16 protein-coding genes and 1 tRNA gene are annotated in these 17,285 nt (G+C 73.2%); 11 read left to right on the forward strand and 6 right to left on the reverse strand.

The window, feature by feature from the left end; genetic code table 11:
- Positions 1 to 500: 500 nt before the first annotated feature.
- Entirely contained in the window at positions 501 to 785 is a 285-nt protein-coding gene (locus tag PV341_RS34570) for a hypothetical protein (RefSeq protein ID WP_500331346.1), read from the reverse strand.
- A 246-nt stretch (positions 786 to 1,031) separates the two neighbouring features.
- A complete protein-coding gene (locus PV341_RS34575) occupies positions 1,032 to 1,331 on the reverse strand; it encodes a hypothetical protein (protein ID WP_500331344.1) in 300 nt (99 codons plus the stop codon).
- Between PV341_RS34575 and PV341_RS34580 the strand changes: the two genes are divergently transcribed.
- The 5 genes from PV341_RS34580 (at position 1,330) to glxA (ending at position 7,956) form a co-directional block, all read left to right on the forward strand.
- Positions 1,330 to 1,566 carry a hypothetical protein gene (locus PV341_RS34580; protein ID WP_499516844.1) on the forward strand — a complete coding sequence of 79 codons (237 nt, stop codon included), beginning with the start codon at positions 1,330 to 1,332 and terminating at the stop codon, positions 1,564 to 1,566. The two genes, PV341_RS34575 and PV341_RS34580, sit on opposite strands and share 2 nt — an antisense overlap.
- Positions 1,529 to 1,601: transfer RNA gene (locus PV341_RS34585), tRNA-Lys, on the forward strand. The genes PV341_RS34580 and PV341_RS34585 overlap by 38 nt, the downstream gene beginning before the upstream one ends.
- Before the next feature lie 135 nt (positions 1,602 to 1,736).
- Positions 1,737 to 3,851 (forward strand): SpoIIE family protein phosphatase, encoded by a 2,115-nt coding sequence (locus tag PV341_RS34590; RefSeq protein WP_500331342.1) that lies wholly within the window; start codon positions 1,737 to 1,739, stop codon positions 3,849 to 3,851.
- Positions 3,852 to 4,228: 377 nt separating this feature from the next.
- Entirely contained in the window at positions 4,229 to 6,031 is a 1,803-nt protein-coding gene (locus tag PV341_RS34595) for a glycosyltransferase family 2 protein (RefSeq protein WP_500331340.1), read from the forward strand.
- Positions 6,028 to 7,956, forward strand: coding sequence for a radical copper oxidase GlxA (gene glxA, locus PV341_RS34600; RefSeq protein ID WP_500331339.1), 1,929 nt, complete (start codon positions 6,028 to 6,030; stop codon positions 7,954 to 7,956). Before PV341_RS34595 ends, glxA begins: the two co-directional genes overlap by 4 nt.
- Positions 7,957 to 7,977: 21 nt before the next feature.
- On the opposite strand, the gene PV341_RS34605 is transcribed toward glxA, so the two are convergent.
- Positions 7,978 to 9,009, reverse strand: coding sequence for a glycoside hydrolase family 6 protein (locus PV341_RS34605; RefSeq protein WP_500331337.1), 1,032 nt, complete (start codon positions 9,007 to 9,009; stop codon positions 7,978 to 7,980).
- A gap of 172 nt (positions 9,010 to 9,181) precedes the next feature.
- Between PV341_RS34605 and PV341_RS34610 the strand changes: the two genes are divergently transcribed.
- From PV341_RS34610 to PV341_RS34620, 3 genes are all read left to right on the forward strand, one after another.
- On the forward strand, positions 9,182 to 9,922 hold the full coding sequence (locus tag PV341_RS34610) for a GAF and ANTAR domain-containing protein (protein WP_500331335.1): 741 nt from the start codon (positions 9,182 to 9,184) through the stop codon (positions 9,920 to 9,922).
- Between the two features lie 155 nt (positions 9,923 to 10,077).
- The gene (locus tag PV341_RS34615; RefSeq protein WP_500331334.1) at positions 10,078 to 10,431 is read left to right on the forward strand and encodes an STAS domain-containing protein; all 354 of its coding nucleotides are present in this window, start codon (positions 10,078 to 10,080) and stop codon (positions 10,429 to 10,431) included.
- A 128-nt stretch (positions 10,432 to 10,559) separates the two neighbouring features.
- Positions 10,560 to 10,850 carry a hypothetical protein gene (locus PV341_RS34620; protein WP_500331332.1) on the forward strand — a complete coding sequence of 97 codons (291 nt, stop codon included), beginning with the start codon at positions 10,560 to 10,562 and terminating at the stop codon, positions 10,848 to 10,850.
- A gap of 75 nt (positions 10,851 to 10,925) precedes the next feature.
- On the opposite strand, the gene PV341_RS34625 is transcribed toward PV341_RS34620, so the two are convergent.
- Positions 10,926 to 11,996, reverse strand: coding sequence for a Gfo/Idh/MocA family oxidoreductase (locus tag PV341_RS34625; RefSeq protein ID WP_500331330.1), 1,071 nt, complete (start codon positions 11,994 to 11,996; stop codon positions 10,926 to 10,928).
- A gap of 47 nt (positions 11,997 to 12,043) precedes the next feature.
- Between PV341_RS34625 and PV341_RS34630 the strand changes: the two genes are divergently transcribed.
- Together PV341_RS34630 and PV341_RS34635 are read left to right on the forward strand one after the other, a co-directional pair.
- Positions 12,044 to 13,222 carry an ROK family transcriptional regulator gene (locus PV341_RS34630; RefSeq protein WP_500359916.1) on the forward strand — a complete coding sequence of 393 codons (1,179 nt, stop codon included), beginning with the start codon at positions 12,044 to 12,046 and terminating at the stop codon, positions 13,220 to 13,222.
- Between the two features lie 80 nt (positions 13,223 to 13,302).
- Positions 13,303 to 14,265 carry a hypothetical protein gene (locus tag PV341_RS34635; RefSeq protein ID WP_500359917.1) on the forward strand — a complete coding sequence of 321 codons (963 nt, stop codon included), beginning with the start codon at positions 13,303 to 13,305 and terminating at the stop codon, positions 14,263 to 14,265.
- On the opposite strand, the gene PV341_RS34640 is transcribed toward PV341_RS34635, so the two are convergent.
- A complete protein-coding gene (locus tag PV341_RS34640; protein WP_500359918.1) occupies positions 14,249 to 15,655 on the reverse strand; it encodes a hypothetical protein in 1,407 nt (468 codons plus the stop codon). The genes PV341_RS34635 and PV341_RS34640 overlap by 17 nt on opposite strands.
- A 186-nt stretch (positions 15,656 to 15,841) precedes the next feature.
- Positions 15,842 to 16,621 (reverse strand): HAD-IIA family hydrolase, encoded by a 780-nt coding sequence (locus PV341_RS34645; RefSeq protein ID WP_499512058.1) that lies wholly within the window; start codon positions 16,619 to 16,621, stop codon positions 15,842 to 15,844.
- A 191-nt stretch (positions 16,622 to 16,812) separates the two neighbouring features.
- On the opposite strand from PV341_RS34645, the gene PV341_RS34650 reads away from it, so the two are divergent.
- On the forward strand, positions 16,813 to 17,285 hold a 473-nt coding region (locus PV341_RS34650), incomplete at its 3' end, for a hypothetical protein (protein ID WP_500359919.1).

A 17,285-nucleotide genomic window follows, 5' to 3' on the forward strand; every position in this document is an offset into this window, starting at 1 on the left:
GGGGAGGGGGTGTGGCTATTTGGGGGGTGTTGTTGTCTTTGGGGGTACTGCCCGCCTGATTTACCAGGTGAGGTCGTTGGCTACCGCCCAGGTGAGGTCACCCGGCATGGGCTGGGCGGAGGCCGTGGCCGCTCCGATCAGCCCCAATGAGACGGCGGCTACGACACCCACTACGGCACGAATGACGTTGCGGCGAATCGATGACATGGCAGACCTGTCCAGGAGGTGTGAGCTGGGGTTTTGCGGGGCCGAGGGCGCTACTCCGGTCTGGAGGAACCGTACGGCTGACTGAATTCTGTCGGATCACAAGCCGCTGGTCTGTAGTTTTCACGTTCCGGATTCGGACATGGCCCTATGCGGACACATGGGACCGGATGGGCCCCGAAGGGTCCATACACGAGCCCCGCCCCTTAACCTGATCGAAGCCGGGGGTGACGTGAAGCATTGGGGGTGCGGGCAGTGACCGACGACGACCTTCTGCGCGCCCGGGCGCAGGAACTCTACGCCCTGGCGCTGGCGGACGCCGACTGGACGCCGGAAAGCGTGTGTTCGCTCACCGGCTGGTCCCGTGCCGAACTCGACGACGCCCTCCATACCCTCGCGTCCTTCGGCCTCACGACCAGGTTCCCCTCCTCCCGCAGCGGCTGGTCGGTGCACTCGCCCGCCACGGCGATGGCCCAGCTGGTCGAGGGCAGCCGGCGGCGCACCGAGGAACTGGTCAGGACGATCACCGACGCGCACGCCGCGCTCAGCCAGGTGGCCGGCGAGTTCCAGCCAGTGCACATGCGGCACCTGGCCGAGGCCCGGATCGAGGTCGCCGCCCAGCCGGCACAGATAGCGGCGATCCTCGACGAGGGGGCCAGCACCGCCACCACCGAGATCCTCTCGATGCACCCGACCGTGCCGGGGGAGATCCCCCTGTTCAAGGCCGACGACCGCAACCGCGAACTCTTCAACCGCGGGGTCAGGCAGCGGTCGATCTACCTCGCGACGGCGGCGGCCGTGCCGAACGTCCGCGCCCATCTGCGGACCTACGCCAACGACGGCGGCGAGGTGCGGACGGCCGCGACGCTGCCCATGAAGCTGATCATCGTGGACCACACGCTCGCCGTCGTACCGGCCCTGGGCCTGGACGACCGGGCCGGCGAGGGGGTCGAGGGCTCTGCCATGGTCCTGCGCAGCCCCGCCATGGTGGCCGTGCTGCGCCAGATGTTCGAGCACTGCTGGGCGGCCGCCTCGGACCTGTTCACCGACGACGTCGGCGCCGCGCCCGCCGCACGGCACCGCGAGGTCGTCCGGCTGCTCGCCTCGGGGCTGACGGACGAGGCCATCGGCCGCAAGCTGGGCCTGTCCGACCGGACGGTGCGGCGGATAGTGGCCGAGCTGATGCAGCAGATAGGGGCCGACAGCCGGTTCCAGGCCGGGGTGAAGATGGTCCGCCTCGGCTGGCTGGACGACGACCCCGCGCTCCTGGACGAGGTGGTCGGGAGCACCGCCACTGGTCAGGTAGGATCCTCTCTGTCGGTGAGCGCCGCTAGCTCAACTGGCAGAGCAGCTGACTCTTAATCAGCGGGTTCGGGGTTCGAGTCCCTGGCGGCGCACAATGTGAGGGCGTCCTTCCTTCGGGAAGGGCGCCCTCGCCCCTTTGTGGGGGAAGGACGGCGCCCAGGGTGACTCAGTGCGAAAATATCCCCTAACGATGATGTGAGAGCTCTACGGGGGCTCACGAGGAGGCCATGCGCGAGCACGATCCGCCGCCGCCCGGCACGGGCAGGGAGGCCCGGCCGAGTCCAGGGGCCGCCTCGCCCGGAGGCCTGCTCGACCTGCTGCAGGTGGCGGCGATGGTGCTGGACCGCACCGGCCACATCGTGCTGTGGAGCCCGGAGGCCGAACGTCTGTTCGGCTACTCGGCGGAAGAGGCCCTGGGCCAGAACGCCGGCCTGCTGCTGGTGGCGCCCGACAAGCTGGAGCTGGTCACCGAGCTGTTCAAGCAGGTCAGGGCTGGTGCCATCTGGCAGGGCGTGTTCCCGATCGTGCACGCCGACGGCACGACCCGTGACGTGGAGTTCCGCAACATGCGGATGCACGACGTGGACGGCGGCGTCTACGCGCTGGGCCTGGGCGCGGACCTCTCCACCGTGCGGCGCGTGGAGACGGACATGGCGCTGTCCAGCAGCCTCGTCGACCAGTCCCCGATCGGGCTGGCCGTCTTCGACACGGACCTGCGGATCGTGCGCGTCAACCGGGCCATGGAGGAGCTGCACGGCCTGCCCGCGGCGGCCATGCTGGGGCGCCGGGTGCGCGAGATCTCGCCGGGGGCGGAGTTCCGGACGATCGAGGCCCGGATGCGGCAGGTGCTGGAGACCGGGGAGCCGCTGCTGGACCTGGACACCGTGGTCAGGACGTACGCCGACCAGGAGCACGACCACGCCTGGTCGATCTCGTACTACCGGATCCAGGACCCCACCGGGCGGGTGCTGGGCCTGGCCGCGTCGATCGCGGACTTCACCGAGCGCCACCAGGCGGCCGAGGAGATCGCCGAGGCCCGTGGCCGGCTCGCGGTGATCGCCGAGGCGGGGACCCGGATCGGCACCACGCTGGACCTGCAGCAGACCGCCAGGGAACTGGCCTCGGTGGTGGTGCCCACGCTCGCCGACATCGCCACCGTCGACGTGCTGGACGAGGTGCTGCGCGGCGGCCCGGTGCCCAAGGTGCGCGCCCAGCAGTCGGCCGAGTTCCGGGCGCTGGCGGTCGCGGCCGCCGAGTCCAGCGAGGCGATCGGCGCCGTCGACCCGGTCGGGGAGCTGGCCCGGTACGCGGACGACCGGCTGATCACCAAGGCCGTGCGGGAGGGCCAGCCGGTGGTCGTGCACCGGGTGAGCAGCCGCATGCTGCGCCGCATAGCCCGCGACGACCGGGCCGCCGCCCAGCTGAAACGGGCGGGTGCGCACTCGTACCTCGCCGCGCCGCTCATCGCCCGCGGCGAGGTGCTGGGGGCGGTCGGGATGTTCCGCACCCGCAACCAGAAGCCCTTCGACGACGAGGACCGCACGCTGGCGGTGGAGCTGGCCGCCCGCGCCGCGATATCCATCGACAACGCGCGGCTCTACGCGGGTGAGCGCAACGCCGCGCTCACCCTCCAGCGCAGCCTGCTGCCGCACGAGCCGCCACGCGTGGACGGGATGGAGATCTCCGCCCGCTACATCCCCGCCGTCCGGGAGGTCGGCGGGGACTGGTACGACGTCCTGCAGCTGCGGGACGGCAAGGTCGGGCTGATCGTCGGGGACGTGATGGGCAAGGGCCTGCACGCGGCGGCGATCATGGGCCAGCTGCGCACGGCGACCCGGGCCTTCGCCCGGCTCGACCTGCCGCCGGACGAGGTGCTGGCGCACCTCGACAACATCACCGGCAGCGCCGAGGGCGACTTCATCGCCACCTGCGTCTACGCCGTCTGCGACCCCGCGACGGGCCGCTGCCAGTTCTCCACCGCCGGGCACCTGCCGCCGGTGCTGGTGCCGCCCGGCGGCCGCGCCGAGCTGATCGACCTGCCCAACGCGGTGCCGCTGGGCGTCGGGGGGATCCGCTTCCACACGGTGGAGCGGAAGCTCGCCGAGGGCACCTTGCTGGCGCTGTTCACCGACGGGCTGGTCGAGGACCGGCGGCAGTCGATCGACGTGGGGCTGCGCACGCTGATGCGCGTCCTCAAGCTCAAGAGCCGCCGCCGCTCGCTGGAGGACACCTGCGACGTCGTGCTGGGCGCCCAGCTGCAGTCCCCCGACGACGACGTCGCCCTGCTGCTGGCCCGGATGGGGACGCCCGCGGCCGAGGACGAGGCCTCCGCCGAGCTGTGAGCCGACAACCGGACCAAATCGCTCATACGGCCTGTTAACAACTCGTTTCGCGCCTTGCCATCAAGACGGGCATTCCGGGACGCTGGGTCCGCGGGACATCCATGCGCCAACCGGACCCATGCGCCCTCACCGGTGAGCCAACGGGTCGGATTCCGGCGGCTTTTCCGTGTGCGGGCCCAGGGGAGGGCCCCGGGGGCGAGAGGGGTGGATTCAGGCGTTACCTCACGGTCGTCCGGTCGTTGACGAGTCATAGCCGGCCTCACGCGACCCGGAGGCCACAGAACGCCCACGCATGCCCCGGGGGCGGGGGGCCGCAGCGCCCGGGGCGCCAACACCGCCGCGACAGCGGCGCGACATGCTTCGGGGGGAGCATCCACATGCCGCCGACACCCGGCGCCCAGCAGTACACGACCGACCCTCGGGCCGGCACGCCCGTGCCCGTCATACCCCGGCGGTCCCGTCCCGGCCCGTACCGGCCGGAACCCGGCGCAGTGGCGCCCCGGTACGACTACGAGCACTACAGCAGACTCGCCGGCCCGCTCACCGAGCCGGAACCCGGCGTCCCGTACCGGGTGAAGTACCGCAGCCTGCTCGCGGAGGAACCCCACCGGATCCGCGCGGCGCTGCTGCTCGGCGCGGCCCCGGTGCTCTCGGCGGTGCTGCTCGCCTGGCTGATGCAGCCGGCCCACTGGACCCGCCGGGAGCACGCGCCGGGCTGGCTGGTCGCCGCCGACGCCGTGATGCTCATATCCATCGGCCTGATCGAGCTCTTCCGGCTGATCAACGTGACGTCCAACGCCCACGCGACGCTCGTCGCACGCGATCCGGTACCCGTCGTACCCGAGAAGGGCAGCAAGGTCGCCTTCGTGACCACCTTCGTCCCGGGCAAGGAGCCCCTGGCGATGGTGCGGGCGACCCTGGAGGCCGCGGTCCGTCTGCGCCACCGCGGCACGTTGCACATCTGGCTCCTGGACGAGGGCGACGACCCCGACGTCAAGAGCCTGTGCGAGCGCCTGAACGTACGCCACTTCACCCGCAAGGGCGTGGAGCGGTGGAACCGGCCCAGCGGCGCCTTCCGCGCCCGCACCAAGCACGGCAACTACAACGCCTGGCTCGACGCCCACGGCGACGACTACGACGTCTTCGCCTCCGTCGACACCGACCACGTCCCGCTCCCCAACTTCCTGGAGCGGATGCTCGGTTACTTCCGGGACCCGGACGTCGCCTTCGTCGTCGGCCCGCAGGTCTACGGCAACTACGACAGCGCGGTGACCAAGGCCGCCGAGAGCCAGCAGTTCCTCTTCCACGCGCTCATCCAGCGGGCCGGCAACGCCTACGGCTCCCCCATGTTCGTCGGGACCAACAACGCGGTGCGCATCAGCGCCATCAGAAGCATCGGCGGGCTGTACGACTCCATCACCGAGGACATGGCCACCGGGCTGGAACTGCACCGGCACCGCAACCCCGCCACCGGCCGCAAGTGGCGCTCGGTCTACACCCCGGACGTCCTCGCCGTCGGCGAGGGACCGTCATCCTGGACCGACTTCTTCACCCAGCAGCTGCGCTGGAGCCGCGGCACCTACGAGACGCTCATCAAGCAGTTCTGGAAGGTGCCGTTCGCCCTCTCCCCCGGCCGCCTGCTCAACTACACGCTGATGGTCGTCTACTACCCGATGACGGCGGTCAACTGGCTCCTGGGCGGCCTCAGCTGCGCGCTGTTCCTCGGGCTCGGCGCCTCGGGCATCCAGATCGACTCCGAGGTCTGGATGATGCTCTACAGCGACGCCGCCGCGCTGCAGATCGGCCTGTACGTGTGGAACCGGCGGCACAACGTCAGCCCCCACGAGCCGGAGGGCTCCTCGGGCGCGGCGGGCATGGTGATGTCGGCGCTGTCCGCGCCGATCTACGCCCGCTCGCTGATGGACGCGGTGCTGCGGCGCAAGAGCAGGTTCGTGGTCACCCCCAAGGGGGACTCCGCGAGCCCCGACCGGCTGCTGTCCACCTTCCGCGTCCACCTGTTCTGGCTGCTCGTCTTCGGCGGCTCGCTCGCCGCCAGCTTCTTCAACGGCCACACCCACGTGGCGATGCGCACGTGGGCGACGCTGGCCCTCGTCCTGGCCCTGGCACCGATCGCCGTCTGGTCCCTGTCCCTCGTCCGTTCCAGGAGCGCCACCCGATGAGCTATCGACCCAGCCGCAGACTGCGGAAGATCGCCGTCGGGAGCACGGCCGTGGGGGTGCTCGCCGGGATGAACGCGCCCGCGATCTACGGCTACTCGACGGAGAAGTACCACGACTACAAGATCAACCAGCCCGGGTACAAGGCCGCGTACGGCCACTGGGACCTGGTCGAGGTGCCCGAGGAGTTCCGCGTCAACGCCATCCACGCGGCGCTGCTGCGCACCGGGAAGGTGCTGCTGATCGCCGGTTCCGGCAACGACGAGCGGAACTTCAAGGCCAAGTCCTTCAAGAGCGTGCTCTGGGACCCGGTGGAGAACACCTTCAAGGAGATCGACACCCCCAAGGACATGTTCTGCGCCGGGCACACCCAGCTGGCCGACGGCACGCTGCTGGTGGCCGGCGGCACCGCCCGCTACGAGAAGCTCAAGGAGGCCGTGGACCGGGCGGGCGGCGCGATGCTCATCAAGAACGAGGACCCGGACAAGCCGCGGACCTTCCCCGAGGGCACGGTCTTCGTCAACGACGAGAACGGCCGGGCCTTCCGGTCGGAGTTCCCCGTCAACGTGCCCCGCGCCAGGAAGACCGTCGACGCCAGGACCGGCAAGGTCACCGTGACCGCGAGCGAGGCACGGGTGTTCGTGCAGTCGCTGGTCAAGGGCGAGAAGGGCATCGTCAACACCGCCGCGCAGTACGGGATCCGGGGCCTGGAGGGCGAGGACCGGGAGAACCTCTACGGGCTGGCCACCAAGCTCGGCCTGGACAAGAAGGACTTCCAGGGGATCAAGAACACCTACGAGTTCGACCCGGTGGCCGAGGCCTACGTCCCGGTCGACCCGATGAACGAGGCCCGCTGGTACCCGACGCTGGTCACCCTCGCCGACGGCCGGGTGCTCTCCGTCTCGGGGCTGGACGACATCGGGCAGGTCGTCCCGGGCAAGAACGAGGTCTACGACCCGAAGACCCGGACGTGGGCGTACACCGGCGAGCGCTACTTCCCGACCTACCCCGCGCTCTTCCTGATGAAGGGCGGGAAGATCTTCTACTCGGGCGCCAACGCGGGGTACGGGCCGGCCGACGAGGGCCGTGTCCCGGGCGTATGGGACCTGCGCACCAACCGCTTCACCGAGGTCCCCGGGCTGGAGCACGCCGAGGACCTGGAGACGGCCGGCTCGGTGCTGCTGCCGCCCGCGCAGGACCAGAAGGTGATGGTGCTGGGCGGCGGCGGGGTCGGCGAGTCGCACTCCTCGACCACCCGCACCGCCGTGGTGGACCTGGACGCCGCGGACCCGCGGTACACGACGGGCCCCGACCTGCCCGAGCCCACCCGTTACCTGAACACGGTGATCCTGCCGGACGACACCGTGTTCACCACCGGCGGCTCCCGCGACTACCGGGGCCGCGGCGGCAGCGACATCCTGCGGGCGCAGATCTACGACCCGGCGGACGACACCTTCCGGGAGGCCGCCGACCCGTCGGTGGGCCGCAACTACCACTCCGAGGCGCTGCTGCTGCCCGACGGCCGGGTGGCGGTCTTCGGGTCCAACCCGCTCTTCGGGGACCCTGCCGACACCAAGCCGGGCTTCTTCGAGCAGCGGATCGAGGTCTACACCCCGGCGTACCGCTACCGGGACTCCCGGCCCTCGCTCGGCGCGGGCCCGCAAGCCCTCCGGCGCGGCGGCACGGCCACCTTCCGGGCCGCGCACGCGCAGCGCATCAAGGCGGCACGGCTGATGCGGCCGAGCGCGGTCACCCACGCCACCGACGTGGAGCAGCGGTCGATCGCGCTGGACGTGGAGCGCGGCGAGGGGTCGGTGAGCGTGACCGTCCCCGAGGACCCGTCGATCGTGCCGCCGGGTTGGTACATGCTGGTCGTCACCGACGACGAGGGCACGCCGTCGCAGGCGCGCTGGGTGCGGGTGACCTGACGGGAGGGGCCCGGCGGGCGGTCAGGAGGCCGCGCGCCGGGCCAGTCCCAGGGCGTACTCCGGCCACCAGTCACCCGCCCGCGGGCCGCCCTTGCAGGTGCCGTCGGAGTCGCCGGGACGCTTGATCCACAGGTAGGCGTCGACGAGTTCGTCACCGGTGTCGGTGGTGGGCGGGGTGCCCAGACCGCGGCCGGGCGGGTTGCACCAGGCCTCGTCGTGGGCGCCGTCGAGGGGGCCGCGGCCGTTGCGGCTGGTGTCGATGACGAAGTGCTTGCCGCCGAGCCGCGCGGACAGCTTCCTGCCGTACGCGGTGTTCGCGGCGGTGCTGTAGAAGTTCGAGGTGTTGAGGGCGAAGCCGTCCGCCGCGGCGACGCCGGCCGCCCGCAGCGGGCCGGCCAGGCGGGCGGGGTCGCTGACCCAGCCGGCGTTGCCGGCGTCGAGGTAGACCCGCACGCGGGGCAGCGCGCCCAGGGTGTCCACGGCGTGGGTCAGCAGGGCGTAGCGCTCCTCCTGGAACTCGCGGGGCGTGCAGCCGTCGACGATGTGGGTGAGGGCGTCCGGTTCGAGCACCACCAGCGCCTCGCGCTCACCGATGCCGGCGGCGACCGCGTCGATCCAGGCACGGTAGGCGGCGCCGTCGGCGGCGCCGCCCTGGGAGTACTGACCGCAGTCGCGGTGCGGGATGTTGTAGAGCACGAGCACGGGCGTCCGGCCGTCGCGGGCGGCGGCCTCGGTGTAGCCCCTGGCCCGGTCCTGTGCGTGGTCCTGGCCGATCCACTCGGCGACGGGCCGGCCTGCGATCCGTTCCAGCAGCGCGGCGTCGGCCTCCCGGCCTTCCCGGCGCCACTGCGCCGCCTGACGGGCCGCGGCCGTGTCCGGGTTGACCCAGAACGGCGCACCGGCGGTGCTCCCGGGGCTGCTGCCGCCGCCCTTGTCCTGGCTCCCCCCGGGCTTGCCGGTGCCGAAGCAGCCGCCCAGCGCCACGGAGAGCAGTCCGGCGGCGGACACGGCGCAGGCCGCCCTGCGCAGCGGGCCGGTGTTGGTGCCGAACATCCACTCCCCCTTGGATGGCGGGACGAGACCGGTCGCCGCCAATCCTGACATACCGAACGGTCAACGGGCCCTCAGATCAGGGCAGTCGGTGTCTTTCCCGTCGAATGCCGCGTCTGCTCCCCATGGCAGAATCCCCCGGCGAAGCCGTGTCCGCCGAGGGCTGGAGCCGGACGTGACAGAGCACCCGACGCACCGTGCGCGCGAGCTGCGGCTCGCCGAGGTCCTCGTGGACCTCGCCGACACCCTGGACGGCGACTTCGACGTGGGCGTCTTCCTGGAGCGGGTGGCCGACCGCTGCGTGGAGCTGCTGGACGTCACGGCGGCCGGACTGCTGCTGGACGACGGGCGCGGTGAGCTGCGGACCGCGGCCGGCTGCGGCGGCGCGGGCGAACTCCTGCGCCGGCAGCGGGAGGAGGGGCCCTGTCTGGACTGCTACCGGGGTTCGGACGTGGTCACCGCCCCGGACCTCGCGCGCTGCGACGACCGCTGGCCGCGCTTCGCCCCGCTCGCCCGCGACCGGGGCTTCCACGCGACGTACGCCGTGCCGCTGCGGCGCCGGGCCGAGGTGATCGGCGCGCTGAACCTGTTCCGCGGGGTGCCCGGCGATCCCCCGGGCGGTGACGTGGCGCTGGCCCGGGCCTTCGCGGACGCCGCCGCCATCGGGATACTCCAGGAACGGGCCCGGCAGCGGCAGGAGGCGCTGGCCGCCCAGTTGCAGGCCGCACTCGACAGCCGGGTCGTCCTGGAACAGGCCAAGGGCGTCCTGGCGGAGCGCTGGGGCGTCGGCGTCGACGAGGCGTTCACGGCGCTGCGGCGGTACGCGCGGACGCACCGGGTGCGGCTCGCGGTACTGGCCCGGGGTGTCGTGGCGGGCACGGTGGACTCCGACGCGCTGCGCGGGGCCGGTGACTGACCCGCCGGCAGGGGACGTCACGGGTTCGTCCTCGGCCGGGCCGGCGACGGCGCGTCGGGCATAGGCTGGGCCCACCACCCCGGACCCCGGTGGCGTCCTGTCCCGTTCCCGTCCCCGTGCCGCTTGCGCCAGGCTCCCGTCCCCGGAGACGTCCCATGTCCGACGACGCCACAGACACCATGCCCCGGATCGACCGGCGCACCGACGGGTCCAGCACCCTGGTGACGCTCGGCGGCGAGGTGGACGCGCTCACCGCGCCCGGGGTGTCCGCCGCCCTCGACGCGCTGACCGGGGCCGACCGCCCGGACATCGTGGTGGACCTGCGGCCGGTGGAGTTCATCGACTGCAGCGGCCTGTCGGCGCTGGTGCGCGCCCGGCGCCGCGCCGAGGAGCACTCCGGTCGGGTACGGCTGGTGTGCCGGGACGAGTTCACGCTGCGCACGCTTCGGGCGACCCGGCTGACCCGGTGCTTCACGATCCTGCCGGACTGGCCGGAGCCCACGAACTGACACGCACCCCGAACGCGCGCCCCCAACACGCCCTAGCCCGGCCGCGTTCAGGTGTCCTAGCCTGACAGGGCGGCCCAGGACCCCGGTCGCCGGAAGTGTTTCCTACGCCTCCAGGACGTGGTCCGGCCATGGCCAAGCTCGCGGCCTCCTCACGACTGTCCCTGTCCGATCCGCGAAGATCCGCACCCGACGTCTCCTGGACCTCGCCCCTGGGGCGCGCGGCGGTGCCGGAAGTCCTGGCGTACGGCGCGTCGGCGACACGGGTGGCCTGGGCGGCGGTCGGGGTCGCCCGTGGCTACGTCCTCGCGCCCACCGTGTCCGTCGGCGTGCCTGCGGAGCCGCCGGACGGCCCGGGGCGGGTCCACCGTCTCTCCCCTGACGCACCGGACCACTCCCGCGGTCCCGGCGCCCGAGGGTGAGGAGCGCCCGGCCGGCGGCTCCGGGAGGAGCGGACCGCGGGCCGGGCGCTGTACGCCCCGGGGAAGAGCCTGGGGTCAGGCCTTCGGCGTGAGCCGCACGGTCCGCCCCTCGCGGGCCGAGACGGCGGCCGCCTCGATGACCGTGAGCGCGTCGGCGGCCTCGCGGGCGGTGACCGGCGGCGCGGTGCCGTCCCGCAGGGCGGCGGCGACGGCGACGTAGTACGCGGGGTAGTCGCCCGGCACGGTCGGCACGGGGCGCACCTCGTCACCGGCGCCCAGCACGCCCCACTCGGCCTCCGGTTCGGTGCCCCACACGGCGCCGGTGGCGGGGCGGGCGCCGTCGCGCAGCGCGGCCTCCTGCGGGTCCAGGCCGTGCTTGACATATCCGGCGGCGCTGCCGAGCACCCGGAAGCGGGGGCCGAGCTGGGCGGTGGTGGCACTCATCCACAGGTGGGAGCGGACGCCCCCGGCGTGGGTCACGGCCACGAAGGCGTCGTCGTCCACCTGGGCGCCGGGCCGTCGCACGTCCAGCTCGCCGTACACGTGGACGGCGGGCCCGAAGAGGGTCAGCGCCTGGTCGACGAGGTGGCTGCCGAGGTCGTAGAGCAGGCCGCCGATCTCGGCGGGGTCGCCGGACTCGCGCCAGCCGCCCTTCAGGCTCGGCCGCCACCGCTCGAAGCGGGACTCGAAGCGCCACACCTCGCCCAGTTCGCCGCGCTCCAGCAGCCCGCGCAGGGTGAGGAAGTCGTTGTCCCAGCGGCGGTTCTGGAAGACCGAGAGCAGCAGGCCGCGCTCGTCGGCGAGGTCCGCGAGGGCGTGCGCCTCGGCCGCGGTGCCGGCCACCGGCTTGTCGACGACGACCGCGAGTCCGGCCTCCAGCGCGGCGGTCGCGAACGGGACGTGGGTCTTGTTCGGCGAGGCCAGGACGATCAGGTCGAGCTCGCCGGCGCGCTTCCACAGCTCGTCCGGGTGACCGGCGATGCGGACGTCCGGGTGCTCGGCGTGTGCCTGCGCCTGGCGCTCCGGGTTGCCGGTGACGACGGTGTCCAGGACGAGGCCGTCGGTGGTGGAGATCAGCGGGGCGTGGAAGACCGAGCCGGCCAGACCGTAGCCGACCAGCCCGACGCGAAGAGGTGCGGGAGCCATGGCACCACTTAAGCAACGCTGTTGCCAAAGCGCAAGCGAAGCTGACAATGGGAGATGTGAACAGGGGAATCTCCGGGGCCAACCTGCCCGCGCTGCGCAGCCACAACGCCGCTCTCGTCCTGGGCCTGCTGCGGACGGCGACCGTGGGCGGGGGCGCCGGCATCAGCCGCCTGGAACTGGCCGAGCGCACCGGGCTCACCCCCCAGGCCGTCAGCAAGATCACCGCACGGCTGCGGGCGGACGGCCTGGTCGACGAGGCGGGGCGCGGCGCCCCGACCGGCGGCAAGCCGCGCACCCTGCTGCGGCTGGCGCGCCGCGCCCGGTACGCCGTGGGGGTGCACCTGGACCGCGACGAGTTGACGGTGGTGCTCGCCGACCTGGCGGGCGGCGTGGTGGACGCCGGGACCGTCCCCCTGGACCTGCGGCGCCCGGCCGGGGAGGTGCTGGAGGCGGTGGCGGGACTGGTCCGGGAGACCGTCGGCGCCACGCCCGGCGCGGACGGGGCGGTGCTCGGCGCCGGGCTGGCCTGCCCGGGCCCGCTCGACCACACCGCGGGGGTGCTGCACCGCGTCACGGGCCTGCCGGGATGTGACGGCTACCCGCTGCGCGACGCGCTGGCCGAACGCCTCGGGCTGCCCGTCGTGCTGGACAAGGACACCAACGCGGCGGCCCTCGCCGTGCTCCCGCCCGGCGGGGACGTGGACGGGGACCGGGACGGCGCGGACGGTGCACACGGCGCGGGGGCGGGCCGGGGTGCCGGGGACTCGTTCGGCTACCTGCACCTGGGGACCGGCCTCGGCGCGGGCCTCGTGCTCGACGGCACCCTGCACCGCGGCGCCCGCACCGGCGCGGGCGAGTTCGGCCACCAGGCGGTCGCCCTGGACGGCCCGGTGTGCGCCTGCGGCAACCGGGGTTGCCTGGAGGCGCTGTGCCTGGCCGCCGTCGGCCGCGGCGACACGGCGCAGGCCGCGCGGCTGCTCGGCGTCGGCGCCGCCAACCTGGTCTCCCTGCTGGACATCGACCGGGTCGTGCTCGGCGGCCGCACCGTGCTGGCGGACCCCGCGCTCTTCGCGCGCGAGGTGGCCGCCGCCATGGACCCGCGCACCCTGCGCGCGGCCGGCCGCACGGTGCCCGTCACCGTCGCCGCGGCCGGGCGGCGCGTGGTCGCCGAGGGGGCCGCGCTGCTGGCGCTGGCGCCGCTCTTCGGCCAGACGGCGGTCGGCTAGCCGCCCGTACGGGTGCGGGGGCGGGCCGTCGCCGCGTCGCGCGGTGATATCAGCGGATGACCGTGGGAGCTTCGCTGCCCATGAGGTGGTGCAGCGCTCTGGCCGTCGCGGCGGCAGCGGTCGTGGCGGCGGCCCCCCAGTCGGCCGCGGAGCCCTTCCCGGTCACCGCCCGGCTGCTGGGCGGCCCCCACACCTACACGGCGGGGGCCGGGCCCGAGGAGTTCCGGGTGGAACTGGAGAACACGTCGAGCGGGCCGCTGCGCGACGTGCACCCGGTCCTCGTCTTCGTCGACCGCGGACGGAAGCTGGCGCCCGATCAGATCCGCCTGGAGTACCGGGTGCCGGCCCCCGTCGCGGGATCGCGGAGCGCACGGGACCGCTCGTGGCGGCCGGTGGCCGTCGAGCGCACGGACAACGACGAGAACATCGCCGTGGTGGGCGGCAAGGACGGGCCGGGCACCACACTGCCGTCGCGCCGCAAGGTGGCGATCGCCCTGCGGCTGCGCTTCACCGCGCCCACGCCCGCCGGGCCGGTCACGGCCTCGGCCACGATCATGGAGCGTCGCGGCACGGACGGCGACTGGGTCGGGGAGTCCGCCGGCTACGACTTCGACGTCGTCCCCCACCGGGACGCCACGGCCGGGCCGCAGTCCCCGCGCCCCGGCCGGCCGGAAGACGAAGGGCAGCCGGACGGCGGCGAAGGCGGGGACGGCGGGGACGGCGGCGAAGGCACCGGACCGGGTGACGGGCCGGGCACGCGCCCGGGCGGGTCCCCGGCACCGGATCCCTCCGTGGGCGCCGGGCCGGGCGCCGGTCCGGGCACCGGACCGGGCACCGGACCGGGTACGGGTCCCGGTACGGGATCCGGGCCGGCACCCGTACCCGGCAAGGGCGACGAGACCGCCCCGGGCAGCGCACCGGGCACCCCACCGCGTCTGGCCGCCACGGGCGAACAGCACCGGGCGCCCGCGCTGATGCTCACGGGCGCCGGGGTGCTGCTGGTCATGGGCGGTGCGGCCCTGCGGTTCAGCCGCCGAGGGTGAACCAGGTGCTGCGGGACTTCTGCCACTCGGGGTGGCTGAGGTCCTTGGCCTCCTTGCCGTCCCCGTAGAGGTCGGCGGCGCCGTTGTCGGTCATCAGCTGCGCCCGGGCACCGGCCGCGGTCAGGTCCGGGACGTCCACGATGGCCTCCCAGGCACCCGGGTCGGAGGTGGGCAGGTCGAGCAGCTTGACGGGCGTGCTGCCGGCGTTGCCGTCCCAGGAGTAGAGGGCGTACGGGTCGCTGTTGTCGTCGGCGGCCCAGGAACCGGCCAGGATCAGGTACTGCCCGGCGGCGTTGCGGCGGATGTCACGGACGCTGAGGCCGCCGAGGTCGAGGGTGACCGGGGTGCCGAAGGTGGCGTGGACGGAGGTGTTGGGCCTGCCGCCGACCAGCTTGTCGAGGTTGGTGACCGGCACCAGCAGCGCCTTCCCGCCGGAGGCCGGGGGCACCAGCGGCGCGCGGAAGCCGATGTAGGCGGTGCTGGTCGAGCCGGGGGCGAACTCCATGCCCTCGGCGTTGAAGCCGTCGATGGCCTTGGGTATCTCACCGGAGGCGGCGCCCGCGGCGAAGCCGTAGCGGTTGCCGCCGGCCTTGTCCCAGGCGATCAGGTCGGCGCGCAGGCCCTCGTAGTAGCCGGAGACGGTCAGCTGGGTGTCGGCGCCGCTGCCGGTGACGGTGGTGGCGAAGAGCGTGGAGCGGTCGGCCTTCACCTCGCCGTCCTTGTTGTTGCCCATGGAGCCGGTCCAGTAGATGGTGTCCCCCGCCCGGGTGCCGGCCTCGATGTCGATCTCGGAGGAGGCGCCGGCCTTGGAGCCGATGTCCCAGGTGCGCACGGGGGCGCCGGAGCCGTCGCGCCGGTACAGCCGCAGCACGTTGCTCTCGTCGTCGGCGACGACCATGTAGCCGCCGCCGACGTCCACGGCGGCGGAGGCGTCGCTGGAGCCGGTGGTGTACCGCGTGTCGGCGGCGTGGGTGACGGCGGCGGAGGCGGCGAAGTGCAGCGTCTTGGTGGCGGTCTTGCCGCCGAGGCCGGTCACCTTGACCGTCAGGTCGGCGTAGCCGCGGGCGCGGGGGGCGACCGCCAGGGTGCGGCTGCCGCCCGTGCCCGTGACGGTCACGTCGCCGGTGCCGGCGACCGAGGTCCTGGTGCTGGCGGAGGCGGCGACGGTGAGCGCCGAGGCGTCCGCGCCGCTCTGCGCGACGGTGACCGTGACGGTCGGGTCGGCGGTGGCACCGACCGCGCCGGAGAGGTAGGAGGCGGACAGGGAGATCGTCGGGGTGCCGTACGAGGCGGCGCCCGCCGGGGTGCCGAGGAGCGGCACCATCGTGGCGGCGAGCACGGTGGCGACCGCGCCGGGGACGAGGGTGGCCGTGCGGGTGCGGGACAGCATCGGTGGACGCCCTTCCAAGATCGCTGAGGAAATGCGGGGGAGAGCCTGCTCCGCCGCCCCCAACTCCCGCCGCCCGGCGGATGATCATCCGGTGAACGTCCCGCGGCGCGGCGTCACCGTGTGGCCGCACCGGATCGTGGAGGGTGCCACCGCCCCCGGCCGGTCGCGGCCGGGGGCGCACCGTCGTCAGACGAGGTCGACGAGGTCCGCGATGGAGTCCACGACGGTGGTCGGCCGGTAGGGGAAGCGGTCGATGTCGCCCGCCTTGGTCAGGCCGGTCAGCACCAGGAAGGTCTGCATCCCGGCCTCCAGGCCCGCCAGCACGTCGGTGTCCATGCGGTCGCCGATCATGGCGGAGGTCTCCGAGTGCGCGCCGATGGTGTTGAGGCCGGTGCGCATCATCAGCGGGTTCGGCTTGCCGACGAAGTACGGGTCCTTCCCCGTCGCCTTGGTGATCAGGGCGGCGACCGAGCCGGTGGCGGGCAGCGCCCCCTCGGGCGAGGGCCCGGTGTTGTCCGGGTTGGTGGCGATGAACCGGGACCCGGCGTTGATCAGGCGGATGGCCTTGGTGAGGGCCTCGAAGGAGTAGGTCCGCGTCTCGCCCAGGATCACGAAGTCGGGCTCGTGGTCGGTCAGCACGTAGCCCGCGTCGTGCAGGGCCGTGGTGAGGCCGGCCTCCCCGATCACGTACGCCGTCCCGCCGGGGTGCTGGTCGTCCAGGAAGCGGGCCGTGGCCAGCGCCGAGGTCCAGATGTTCTCGGCCGGCACGTCCAGGCCGATGCGGCTGAGCCGCGCCGCCAGGTCGCGGGGTGTGTAGATCGAGTTGTTCGTCAGGACGAGGAACGGGCGGCCCGAGTCCCGCAGCCGCTTGATAAAGGCGTCCGCGCCGGGCACCGGGATGCCCTCGTGCATCAGGACGCCGTCCATGTCGGTGAGCCAGGATTCGATGGGCTTGCGCGCTGTCATGGCTGCGGACTCTAGTCCGGCCGGGTGACCTGTGCACATGCGCGCGGCGTCCGCCCTTGTCCCCGGTCCGGGCGACCCCCCGACCCGTCCGGACCACCACCGCATGCGAGGGCCCGCGCGGGAAGGGACCTTCGAAACACCGGGGCCGACCAATCCGACGACGTGAGCCCGGTTGAGTGGAGGTTGTGATCATGGGCTCTGTCATGGGAGCCGCCCGCGTTCCCTTGTGCGCCGCCGCGGCGGCGACGCTGATCGCGCTGTGCGGTCCCGCCGCCGTGGCCGACGACGGACCGGACGACTCCAGCGGGACCTCGTTCCAGTTCGGCGGAGGCGGCGGAGGTGGCGGAGGCGGGGGTGACGGGGACCAGGACGGCGGCAGCAACAACCCCCTCCTGCAGTTCGGCAACAAGGGCGACGACGACGGCCAGGACAACGGCCGGCAGAACAACAACAACGACGATGACGATGACGACGACAGCGGGCGCGGCAACGGCGACAACAACAGCGACAACGACCACGAGGACTCAGGCCGCGACAACGGCGGCCGTGACGACTCCGGACGCGACGACTCCGGTCGGGACGACGACGACCGCGGGGACAACGGCTCGGACAACGGCCCCGACAACGACGGCGGCACCGGCGGCACCGGGGGCATCGGCGGCAC

The organism is Streptomyces sp. PA03-1a, from assembly GCF_033792805.1.
GTDB lineage: Bacteria > Actinomycetota > Actinomycetes > Streptomycetales > Streptomycetaceae > Actinacidiphila.

What these genes read in the sequence shown, in the direction of transcription:
- PV341_RS34570 (WP_500331346.1), bottom strand. Translation starts at nt 785, where the DNA reads ATGTGCACTGGCTGGAACTCGCCGGCCACCTGGCTGAGCGCGGCGTGC.
- PV341_RS34575 (WP_500331344.1), bottom strand. Translation starts at nt 1,331, where the DNA reads ATGGCCTCGTCCGTCAGCCCCGAGGCGAGCAGCCGGACGACCTCGCGG.
- PV341_RS34590 (WP_500331342.1), top strand. Translation starts at nt 1,737, where the DNA reads ATGCGCGAGCACGATCCGCCGCCGCCCGGCACGGGCAGGGAGGCCCGG.
- PV341_RS34595 (WP_500331340.1), top strand. Translation starts at nt 4,229, where the DNA reads ATGCCGCCGACACCCGGCGCCCAGCAGTACACGACCGACCCTCGGGCC.
- glxA (WP_500331339.1), top strand. Translation starts at nt 6,028, where the DNA reads ATGAGCTATCGACCCAGCCGCAGACTGCGGAAGATCGCCGTCGGGAGC.
- PV341_RS34605 (WP_500331337.1), bottom strand. Translation starts at nt 9,009, where the DNA reads ATGTTCGGCACCAACACCGGCCCGCTGCGCAGGGCGGCCTGCGCCGTG.
- PV341_RS34615 (WP_500331334.1), top strand. Translation starts at nt 10,078, where the DNA reads ATGTCCGACGACGCCACAGACACCATGCCCCGGATCGACCGGCGCACC.
- PV341_RS34620 (WP_500331332.1), top strand. Translation starts at nt 10,560, where the DNA reads ATGGCCAAGCTCGCGGCCTCCTCACGACTGTCCCTGTCCGATCCGCGA.
- PV341_RS34625 (WP_500331330.1), bottom strand. Translation starts at nt 11,996, where the DNA reads ATGGCTCCCGCACCTCTTCGCGTCGGGCTGGTCGGCTACGGTCTGGCC.
- PV341_RS34630 (WP_500359916.1), top strand. Translation starts at nt 12,044, where the DNA reads ATGGGAGATGTGAACAGGGGAATCTCCGGGGCCAACCTGCCCGCGCTG.
- PV341_RS34635 (WP_500359917.1), top strand. Translation starts at nt 13,303, where the DNA reads ATGAGGTGGTGCAGCGCTCTGGCCGTCGCGGCGGCAGCGGTCGTGGCG.
- PV341_RS34640 (WP_500359918.1), bottom strand. Translation starts at nt 15,655, where the DNA reads ATGCTGTCCCGCACCCGCACGGCCACCCTCGTCCCCGGCGCGGTCGCC.
- PV341_RS34645 (WP_499512058.1), bottom strand. Translation starts at nt 16,621, where the DNA reads ATGACAGCGCGCAAGCCCATCGAATCCTGGCTCACCGACATGGACGGC.